The sequence below is a fragment of the Pseudoflavonifractor phocaeensis genome (genome assembly GCF_016901955.1).
GTDB lineage: Bacteria > Bacillota > Clostridia > Oscillospirales > Oscillospiraceae > Flavonifractor > Flavonifractor phocaeensis_A.
The window spans coordinates 1-10,115 of sequence record NZ_JACJLC010000039.1 but is presented as its reverse complement, the minus strand read 5'-3'; the positions used below and the strand labels follow the sequence as shown (position 1 = coordinate 10,115).

Genomic DNA, 10,115 nt, shown 5'->3' with positions numbered 1-10,115 from the left:
CCCCTGATCGGCTAAAATGAATCTTGCCGTCCGGAAGGGCGGCGGAAACGCCATATAGCAAGAGGAGTACTGGTATGACACTGAAAGAATTGGGAGAGTTGAAGCGGCGCCTTCGCCCCGACAAAAACGCCATCAGTCACATCTATGGTTGCTATGTAAACAGCAAACGTGAGGTCATCTCATATCTGGACGGACCTCTGGGCGCCATGCCTCAAGAGGAGACGGAAAAGTATTTAAGCCTGCTGAAGAAGGGCCTGTCCGGCGGGCTGGGCCGCAATCTCATCGATATCGTGTTTTCCACCGCCCAGGTGGCCGACAGTGAGGAGCACCGACTGCTGACCGCCCTGCGGGATTCGGAGCTGAAGGACGCCGGCGCCCGGGAACGGTTTTACAGGCTGGTCATGGAGGCTCTGGATCTGGAGGACAGCAATTATCTGATTCTGCTGGCCTGCGACAAGTATGATGTGCCCCGGCGCGACAAGGAGGGTGAGCTCCGGGCGGAGGAGGGGGATGAGGTGTTCCGCTACATCCTCTGCTGTGTCTGCCCGGTGAAAGACGGAAAGCCGGAGCTCAGCTTTTTCTCCGGGGACAATGAGTTTCACAGCAGCATCGCCAATCAGATCGTTTCCCCGCCGGAGCTTGGGTTTCTGTTTCCCGCCTTTGATGACCGGCGGGCCAATCTCTACAATGCCCTGTTCTACACCAGAAAGCCAGATCAGATCCACCATGAGTTTATTGACGCTGTGTTCCATACCGATCCTCCTCTTTCCGCCGCCGAGCAGAAGGAGCGGTTCCGGACTGCCATCAGTGAAGGGTTAGCGGACGAACTGCGGATGGAGGTGGCCCAGATCCTCCATGAGCGGCTGCGGGAGAAAATCACGGAGCATAAGGAGCGCAAGGACCCGGAGCCGCTGGTGGTGACTGCCCGGGAGGTGGCGGACATTCTGCGGGACAGCGGGGTGGCGGATGAGCGGATCGCCGACTTCCAGGCCCGGTGGACCGAGCAGTTTGGGGAGGGCGCCGTCCTTGATCCGGAGAATATCATTGACAGCAAGCGGTTCGAGGTCAGGACGGCGGACGCAGCCGTCACCTTGGAGCCCGAGCGCAGCTATCTGCTGGAGACCAGGGTCATTGACGGCAGGCGCTACCTCCTGCTCCCCGCAGACGAGCAGGTGGAGGTCAACGGGATGGCGGTGGCCGCCGGGGCGCCCGGCGCAAAAAACGGCACAGAGGTCGCGCCGTGACGGGACCTCTGTGCTGTAGGGCACCAATATTATGCGGAACGCCGGGGTTCTCCCCGGCGTTCCGTTTTCGTATGTCTGGTTGCTTTTCTATGTATCGGGATATGGTGAGGGGCCTGGAGCGGTCATCTCCGCCTGCGGCGTCCGCCGGTGTAGCGGCCGCCGCTGTAGTAGCGCCGCCGTCCGCCGCCCCGCCGGCCCCGGAAAAAGACCCCGCGGACGATCAGCACCAGGATGACCACAAGAATGACTACCAGCAGGATCTTCACCCACAGCTGGGAGAAGAACTTCTGGATGCGGTCCAGGTTGTACATCAGGGTGTCCACCTCCACCCCGATGCTGGCGATCAGGGGGAGGGAACCGTATTCCTTGCCGTTGAAGGAGGCGGTGATGGTGCCCATGACGGCGCCCTTTTCCACCGGGGCTTCCACGCTCTTGGCGTTGAGTGTGCAGTTGAACTCAAAATCCTCCGGGCTCACGTCATTGGGCAGCAGGGCGGTGATCTCCCCCTGGGGCTCCAGGGTGACGTAGTTGGTACCCTTACCAAGGGTGACCTCTACCTCGGGAATGTCCCGCTTGGTGGAGTCCAGGATGGTCTGGGTGGAGAAATTCTGGAAGCCCCAGTCAAAGAGCCGGGTGGTCTCAATGAAGTCGGTGCGACCGGCGCTGCCGGTGGCTCCCTCCTCCCGCTCACAGCCCATGACCACGGAGATCAGGTCACGATCCTCCCGGGTGGCGGCGGCGGCCAGACACAGACCGGCTTCCGGCGTGGAGCCGGTTTTAATGCCGGTGGCGTAGGAGTACAGGTAGCCGATCACGTTCCAGGTGGAGATGAGACCGTTGGTATTATACACGGTGCGGGGTTCCTCGTGGAGGTTGGTGGCGGGCATCTCGTAGCTTTTGGTGGATACGATCTCCCGGAAGGTGTCGTGCTTCATAGCCTCCTGACACATGAGGAAAATGTCATAGGCAGTGGTGTAGTGGTTGTCGTCATGGTAGCCGTGGGTGTTGGCGAAGTGGGTGTCCGCCATGCCCAGCTCCGCGGCCCGCTGGTTCATCAGGGTCACGAAGGTCTCCACATCGCCGCTCACCGCAGCTGCCATCACGTTGCAGGCCTCGTTGGCGGAGGGAAGGAGCGCGGCATACAGCAGATCAATGACCCGTACCTGCTCCCCCTCCTTGATATCGGCGGTGGATGCCCCCGAGCCGATGCCGGTATGGATGCTGCTGCCGGCGGTGACCGTCTGCTCCAGAGTGAGCTTGCCCGCGTCCACCGCCTCCAGGGTGAGCAGGCAGGTCATCACCTTGGTGATGGAGGCGGGGTACATCTTCTCGTGGGCGTTTTTCTCATAGAGGATCTCGCTGGTGTTGGCGTCCACCAGAATAGCCGCTTTTGCGTTGGCATCCATGGAATCCAGGATGGCGCTGCCGCTGCTTGCGGCGGCAAAGGGGGTGAGCAGGCCGGCGACCAGCACCAGAGCCAGCATCCATGTGAGCAGGCGTGATTTTTTCATAGGAAACTCCCTTTTTCTATGTTATAATATAATTCACACACATTATAGCAAACCCAACACCGGGACGCAACGGGGAGGCGGTTACAAAAAATGAAGATTTCCAGGCTAGAGCTCATCTCCCTGCTGCTGGCCGTGGCATTCGGGGCCTTTGCCGCCGGCTGGTTCCTCCGGGGGACCGGCAGCGCCCAACCGGTCCGGGTGGAGACTCGGAATGTGTTGGCCCTACCCGCGGCCTCGTCTACTCCAAAGCCTGCCGCCTCCGTCAGTCCGGCGGCTTCGTCCAGTCCTACCGTTCCGACGGAGAGCGGCGGCCTGGTGGACCTGAACACCGCCACGGCGGAGGAGCTGATGACCTTGCCGGGCATTGGGGAAAAACGGGCCGCCGATATCATTGCCGATCGGGAGGCCAACGGCCCTTTCCGGATGCCGGAGGACCTGACCCGGGTCAGCGGCATTGGTGAGGGGATTTTGGAAGGGCTGCTGGAGTATGTGACGGTCTCTTAAGTAAGGAGGATGACCTTGAAGATATTGGTTGTTGACGACGAAAAGGTTCTGGTCAAAGGCATCAAATTCAACCTGGAAAGCGAGGGCTATCAGGTGGAGGCGGGCTATGATGGGGAGCAGGCTGTGGAGCTGGCCCGGAGCGGCAGCTTCGACCTGATCATCCTGGATCTGATGATGCCCAAGATTGATGGGCTCCAGGCCTGTATGCGCATCCGGGAGTTTTCCAACGTGCCCATCATCATGCTCACCGCCCGCAGCGAGGACGCAGACAAGATCATTGGATTTGAATGCGGGGCGGACGATTATATCACCAAGCCCTTCAATATCCTGGAGCTGAAGGCCCGGGTGCGGGCCCTCCTCCGCCGGGCGGGGATGGCTGCCCAGCAGACGGGGAGCGGCGGCAAACTGACCATGGGCCACATCATCCTGGACCCGGATGCCCGGGCGGCCTGGAAGGACGGGCAAAGCGTGGATCTCACCGCCAAGGAATTTGACCTGATGGAGCTGCTCATGCGCAATCCTGGGCGGGTGTACAGCCGGGAGAATCTGCTCAACGTGGTGTGGGGCTACGAGTACGCCGGGGATTACCGGACGGTGGACGTCCATGTCCGCCGCCTGCGGGAAAAGCTGGAGCTGGACCCGGCAAACCCGGAGTATATCCTCACCAAGTGGGGCGTGGGCTACTATCTGAAGCATGGATAAGGAAAACAAACGACGGCGCGTGCCCTTCTGGCAGTCCCTGCGCACCCGGTTCGCGCTGACCTATCTGGTGATCCTGGCGGCGGTGGTGATCCTGCTGAACACCTATCCGGTGATGCTGTCACAGACCCTGGCCTACCAGTCCAAGCAAACCTCTTTGCAAAATCAGGCCTCGGTACTGGCCTCTGCCCTGGCCACCGGCCCGGAGGCGCTGACGGCGGAGGGGGCCACCCGGACGGTGGGTTTGCTGCTGGGCAGCCTGGGAGTCACCCGGGTAGTGGTCACCGATCCCAGCGGCGTAGTGCTGTGCGATTACCAGGAGGGGAGCCAGCGTACCGATACCGTGGGTCAGGTGGCCATGCTGTGGGAGATCGTCACCGCCCTCCGCGGAAATGATGTATTCCGCTCGGAGTATGTGGACGGAGCTCTGTGCAGCCGGGCAGCGGTGCCGGTGACTTACCGCTCCATGACTCAGGGCGCGGTCTATCTCTATGAGTACGACGGGGAGCAGGGGGCCCTGCTGTTGGGTATCCAGTCCAACCTGCGTAATATTTCCATCGTCATCTGCCTGGTGACAGTCGCAATGGGTCTGGTATTCTCCCAAGCCCTCACCCGGAGAATTGCCCGGCTGCTCCGGGGCGTTCACACGGTCCGGGAAGGGGAGTACAGCCATCGGGTCACCGTCAAGGGAGGCGACGAGCTCAGTCAGCTGGCCGATGAGTTCAACGAGCTCACCGGACGGCTTCAGACCACCGAGGAGGTGCGCCGACGGTTTGTGTCCGACGCCTCCCACGAACTCAAGACTCCTCTGGCCTCCATCCGCCTGCTCACCGATTCCATTCTCCAGGCCGACCATATGGATAGCGAGACCGCCCGGGAATTTTTAGTGGATATTGGGGATGAGGCCGAGCGGCTTACCCGTATCACGGAAAAGCTGCTCACGCTCACCCGGCTGGACACCGCCCACCCCACCCAGACCGAGCCGGTGGATGTGAAGGAGGTAGTGGAGCGAGTGGAACACATGCTCACGCCCCTGGCCGGAGCGGCGGAGGTGGAGCTGCGGCTGCGGCTCCAGCCTGGCTGCGTGGTGAAAGCCACCAAGGACGATCTGTATCAGGTGGCCTTCAATCTGATGGAAAATGCGGTCAAATATAATCTGCCCGGGGGCAAGGTGCTGGTCACCCTGTCCCGCTGGGGAGACCAGGTGGTGCTCACCGTGGAGGATACCGGCGTGGGCATCCCCCAGGAGGATCTGCCCAAGGTCTTTGACCGCTTTTACCGGGTGGACAAGGCCCGTTCCCGGGCGGCCGGCGGCACCGGCTTGGGCCTGTCCATCGTCCGGGACATGGTGCGTCAGCATGGAGGCACCGTGTCTGTCCAACCCAGAGAGCCGGAGGGGACCTGCTTTACGGTGCGGTTCCCTATCTGGACCGAGCGAGGGGAGGAAACGCCATGAGCCGAAGAGAGATGGTGGCGCTGCTGTGCGCCTCTCTGCTGCTGACCGGCGGCTGCGTCGCTCCTGGCCATACGGAGGATACGGGAGAGGAGTGGCTGGTGTACTACTCCGCCCTGTCGGATCCGGAGGGAGAGCAGGCCCTGGCAGGAGAGTACCGCACACTGCCGGACCAGGACAGCAAGATCCCCGCTCTGTTTTCCCTCATGCTGGAGCAGCCGGAGACGCCCGGCCTGACCTCCCCGCTGCCCCAGGGGCTGCGCCTGCTGGAGTGGCAGCTGGAGGAGGGACAGCTCCACCTGGATTTCTCTGAGCAGTTTTACAGCCTGTCCGGAGTGGATCTGGCCCTGGCCGATGCCTGCCTCACCCTCACCTTCTGTCAGATGGAGGAGGTCAGCGGCCTCTATGTGACGGTGGAGGGACGGGAGCTGCCCTACCGTCCCATCCAGCGCCTGTCCGCCAATGATATCCTGCTCACCGGCGGAGTGGACGAGCCGGTGGAGGTGTGGGTGGATCTGTGGTACTGGTACCGGGGGACGGACAGCCTGGCGGTGGAGCGCCGGTGCATCGTCAAGGAGCCGGAGCAGACCATGGTTCAGGCTCTGCTTACCGCCTGGGCCGAGCTGGCCGAGGAGGACGCAGCCCTGCCCGCCGGCACTCAGATCCGTTCCGTGGAGCTGTCCGGTGGAGTGTGCATCGTGGACCTCTCCTCCCAGTTTGCGCTGGGGCTGCCTCAAGACCGGCAGCAGGCCGCCCTGATGGTATATGCCATGGTGAACACTCTCTGCCAGTTGGAAGGGGTGGAATCGGTACAGCTGTACATGGAAGGCGAGCCTGCTCCCGTCCTGCGGGAGCTGCCCCTGGACCGGCCCCTGCTGCCGGATGCCACCCTGAGGGAGTAGGCCCTATTGACAAGGGTCCCAGCCGGGTGTAACATAACAAAATACTGTTCTTTATGACATTAGTGTGATAAGATACGGCCGAAGAAAGGAAGAATCAGCCCATGAGTCAGCAGCATATCGCAACCAAGTGTCTCCATGCCGGGTATACCCCTGGTAACGGAGAGCCCCGGAACATCCCTATCGTCCAGTCCACCACCTTCCGCTACGCCACCGGTGAGCTGATGGGGGCTCTCTTTGACCTGGAGGCCGCTGGATATTTCTATACCCGTCTGCAAAATCCAACCAACGATCACGTGGCAGCCAAAATCTGTGCTTTGGAGGGAGGGACCGCAGCCATGCTCACCTCTTCCGGCCAGGCGGCTTCCTTTTATGCCATTTTCAACATCGTTTCCTGTGGGGAGCATGTGGTGTGCTCCTCCTCCATCTACGGCGGTACCTTTAATCTGTTTGCCGTCACCATGAAGCGGATGGGCATCGACTTTACCTTTGTGGACCCGGACTGTTCGGATGAGGAGCTGGAGGCTGCCTTCCGTCCGGAGACCCGGGCGGTGTTCGGAGAGACCATCGCCAATCCCGCCCTTACCGTACTGGATATCGAGCGGTTTGCCAAGGCTGCCCACGCCCACGGAGTGCCTCTCATCATCGATAACACCTTTGCCACCCCGGTGAACTGCCGCCCCTTTGAATGGGGAGCCGATATCGTGACCCACTCCACCACCAAGTACATGGACGGCCATGCCAACGCTGTGGGCGGAGCCATCGTGGATTCGGGCAAATTTGACTGGAATGCCCACGCCGATAAATTCCCCGGACTGACCACTCCTGACGAGAGCTACCATGGTATCACCTACACTGAGAAATTCGGACTGGAGGGGGCTTATATTACCAAGGCTACCGCTCAGCTCATGCGGGACCTGGGCTCCATCCCCTCTCCACAGAACTGCTATTACCTGAACATCGGTTTGGAGACCCTGCCCCTGCGGATGGCCAAGCACTGTGAAAACGGACTGGCGGTGGCCGAATTCCTGAAAAACCACCCCAAGGTGGCCTGGGTGCGCTACCCCGGCCTGGAGGGAGATCCCTATTATGAGCGGGCTAAAAAGTATATGCCTGACGGTACCTGTGGCGTGGTGTCTTTTGGGGTAAAGGGCGGCCGTGAAGCTGCCTCCAAGTTCATGGCCGGCCTGGAGCTGGCCTCCATCGCCACCCATGTGGCCGACGCTAAGACCTGTACCCTCCATCCCGCCTCCACCACCCACCGGCAGATGACTGACGAGGAACTGAACGCCGCGGGGGTTTCTCCTGATCTGGTGCGGCTCAGCGTAGGTATTGAGGATATCCGGGATATCCTGGCCGACGTGGAAAAGGCGTTGGAGCAGGTGTGAGCCATGAGGATAGATCCTGTCCGTTACAGCGGCGCTCCGGTGGGGGAGCGCCGCCCCAATGAAATGGCGGTGTACGCATTTCTGGACAAACTGGCCATCCCTTATGATCGGTGTGACCACGACTATGCCAACACCATGGAGGACTGCAAGGCCATCGAGGGGGTTCTGGAGGCTCCCATCTGCAAGAACCTGTTGCTCGCCAACCGGAAGCAGACCGACTTTTATTTGCTGATGATGCCGGGAGACAAGCCCTTCAGGACCAAGGACGTCACTGGCCAGCTGGGATGTGCACGGCTGTCCTTTGCTACCCCGGAGCACATGGAGCGGCTGCTGGGGGCGGCTCCCGGTTCGGCCAGCGCCTTTGAACTGATCCACGATGGGGAGGGGAAGGTACAGCTGGTGCTGGACAAGGAGCTGCTGAGTCAGACCTGGATCAGCGGCCACCCCTGCTATTCCACCTCTACGATCCGGGTGAAGCTGGCTGATTTTCTGGAGAAATTCCTGCCGGCAGTCCATCACCAGCCGGTGGTGGTTGAGTTGCCCTGGCCGGAGACTGAATAAGGGGGGAGGGCCATGCTGGCCTATACCTATATAGAGCGGGGCAGGTTCGCCCTGTTGGAGAAGCCCAGGCCGGAGCTTCAGGACGACGGGGATGCCATCGTTCGGGTGACCCTGTCCAGCATCTGTACCAGTGACCTGCATATCAAGCATGGCTCGGTGCCCCGGGCAGTGCCTGGGATCACCGTGGGCCATGAGATGGTGGGCGTGGTGGAGAAGGCGGGGGCCGGGGTGTCCACCGTGAAGCCCGGCGATCGGGTGACGGTGAATGTGGAGACCTTCTGCGGCAAGTGCTATTTCTGTCGCCATGGTTGGGTGAACAACTGCACCCATCCCTATGGGGGTTGGGCGCTGGGCTGCCGTATCGACGGCGGCCAAGCGGAGTATGTCCGGGTTCCTATGGCCGACCAGGGCCTGGACAAAATTCCAGAGGGAGTGTCCGACCGGCAGGCCCTCTTCGTGGGGGATATCCTGGCCACCGGCTACTGGGCGGCGGACATCTCCTGGATCGGGCCAGAGGACACGGTGCTTATTCTGGGGGGTGGTCCCACCGGCCTGTGCACCCTCCAGTGCGTGCTGCTCCGGGGGCCAAGGCGAGTCATTCTGTGCGAGAAGGAACCCGGAAGGCGGGCTTTTGTGGAGGCCCATTATCCCGAAGTGCTGACGGTGGGACCGGAGGAGGCGGAAGCCTTCGTGGCGGCCCACAGCGACCACGGTGGTGCCGACGTAGTGCTGGAGGTGGCCGGGGGCGAGGATACCTTTATCCTGGCCTGGAAATGCGCCCGGCCCAATGCTGTAGTGACGGTGGTGGCCCTGTACGACAGGCCCCAGATCCTGCCCTTGCCGGACATGTACGGCAAAAATCTGACCTTCCGGACCGGCGGGGTAGACGGGTGCAACTGCGCCCGCACCCTGGAGCTCATCGCTCAGGGCAAGCTGGATACCACACCGCTCATTACCCACACTTATCCTCTCAGCCGGATCGAGGAAGCGTATGACCTCTTTGAGGGCCGGCGGAACGGAGTGATCAAGGTGGCAGTGACCGGACCATCTTGAAAACCTGGATAATGGAGAAAGGGCTTGCCGTCCGAATGCTCAGCCGGCAAGCCCTTCAGATTTATTTTACAGAGGAAGTTTAAAGCTCTCGCAAATCAAAAGGCGTGGTCTGGTATACGTAATAATTAAGCCAGTTGGTATACAGCAGCTGGCCAGCACTTCGCCAGCGGACTACCGGCACTCTGGTGGGGTCATCGTCGGGGAAGTAGTTGGCGGGAACGGAGATGTCTAGGCCTCTGTCCACATCTCGCCAGTATTCTCTGGCCAAGGTATCAGGATCATATTCCGGATGGCCCATGACGAAGAATTGCCGGCTATTCTCCGTCTTGACGGCATATACCCCGGCTACCGAAGAAGTGGAGATCAGCTCCAGGCCGGGTGTGCTGCGGATGTCCTCCTCCCACACTTCAGTATAGCGGGAGTGCGGGGCGTAAAATACGTCATCAAAACCGCGAAACAGGGGAGAGCTGGGTTTTAGGACTCGGTGCTCATAGACACCAAACAGCTTTTTGGGCAGGGAACGTTTGGAGATCCCATAATGGAAGTATAGACCCGCCTGAGCGCCCCAGCAAATATGTAAGGTAGAGTGGACATGGGTACGGCTCCACTCCATAATCTCGCAGAGCTCCGGCCAGTAGTCCACCTGGTCAAATTCCATGTTTTCCACCGGAGCGCCGGTAATGATCATGCCGTCAAACTTCCGGTCCTTGATCTGGTCAAAGGTGGTATAGAAGGACGCGAGGTGATCTTCATCTATATGCTGGGAGCGATAGCTGGCAGTGCGCAGCAGCTCCACCTCGATC

The 10,115-nt window shown here is 60.8% G+C and carries 10 protein-coding genes; 8 read left to right on the top strand and 2 right to left on the bottom strand.

Annotated elements, in window-relative coordinates:
• Positions 1-74: 74 nt before the first annotated feature.
• Positions 75-1,244 (top strand): DUF4317 domain-containing protein, encoded by a 1,170-nt coding sequence (locus H6B51_RS10020; RefSeq protein ID WP_204883553.1) that lies wholly within the window; start codon positions 75-77, stop codon positions 1,242-1,244.
• A 122-nt stretch (positions 1,245-1,366) separates the two neighbouring features.
• On the opposite strand, the gene H6B51_RS10015 is transcribed toward H6B51_RS10020, so the two are convergent.
• Positions 1,367-2,755, bottom strand: a complete 1,389-nt coding sequence (locus tag H6B51_RS10015) for a D-alanyl-D-alanine carboxypeptidase family protein (protein ID WP_204883552.1) — start codon at positions 2,753-2,755, stop codon at positions 1,367-1,369.
• Between the two features lie 90 nt (positions 2,756-2,845).
• Between H6B51_RS10015 and H6B51_RS10010 the strand changes: the two genes are divergently transcribed.
• The 7 genes from H6B51_RS10010 to H6B51_RS09980 all read left to right on the top strand — a co-directional run bounded on the left by H6B51_RS10010 (position 2,846) and on the right by H6B51_RS09980 (position 9,312).
• Positions 2,846-3,259 carry a ComEA family DNA-binding protein gene (locus H6B51_RS10010; protein WP_204883551.1) on the top strand — a complete coding sequence of 138 codons (414 nt, stop codon included), beginning with the start codon at positions 2,846-2,848 and terminating at the stop codon, positions 3,257-3,259.
• A gap of 9 nt (positions 3,260-3,268) precedes the next feature.
• The gene (locus H6B51_RS10005) at positions 3,269-3,961 is read left to right on the top strand and encodes a response regulator transcription factor (protein WP_204883550.1); all 693 of its coding nucleotides are present in this window, start codon (positions 3,269-3,271) and stop codon (positions 3,959-3,961) included.
• 19 nt (positions 3,962-3,980) lie between these two features.
• The gene (locus tag H6B51_RS10000; RefSeq protein ID WP_335342141.1) at positions 3,981-5,414 is read left to right on the top strand and encodes a sensor histidine kinase; all 1,434 of its coding nucleotides are present in this window, start codon (positions 3,981-3,983) and stop codon (positions 5,412-5,414) included.
• Positions 5,411-6,313 (top strand): GerMN domain-containing protein, encoded by a 903-nt coding sequence (locus H6B51_RS09995; RefSeq protein WP_204883548.1) that lies wholly within the window; start codon positions 5,411-5,413, stop codon positions 6,311-6,313. The genes H6B51_RS10000 and H6B51_RS09995 overlap by 4 nt, the downstream gene beginning before the upstream one ends.
• A gap of 101 nt (positions 6,314-6,414) precedes the next feature.
• Positions 6,415-7,698 (top strand): O-acetylhomoserine aminocarboxypropyltransferase/cysteine synthase family protein, encoded by a 1,284-nt coding sequence (locus H6B51_RS09990; RefSeq protein WP_204883547.1) that lies wholly within the window; start codon positions 6,415-6,417, stop codon positions 7,696-7,698.
• Between the two features lie 3 nt (positions 7,699-7,701).
• Positions 7,702-8,259 (top strand): prolyl-tRNA synthetase associated domain-containing protein, encoded by a 558-nt coding sequence (locus H6B51_RS09985; protein ID WP_204883546.1) that lies wholly within the window; start codon positions 7,702-7,704, stop codon positions 8,257-8,259.
• 12 nt (positions 8,260-8,271) lie between these two features.
• Complete coding sequence (locus tag H6B51_RS09980; protein WP_204883545.1) at positions 8,272-9,312, top strand: alcohol dehydrogenase; 1,041 nt, start codon at positions 8,272-8,274, stop codon at positions 9,310-9,312.
• A 79-nt stretch (positions 9,313-9,391) separates the two neighbouring features.
• Here H6B51_RS09980 and H6B51_RS09975 read toward each other — a convergent pair.
• Positions 9,392-10,115 (bottom strand): homoserine O-succinyltransferase (locus H6B51_RS09975; protein WP_204883544.1); only part of this gene is annotated, 724 nt, incomplete at its 5' end.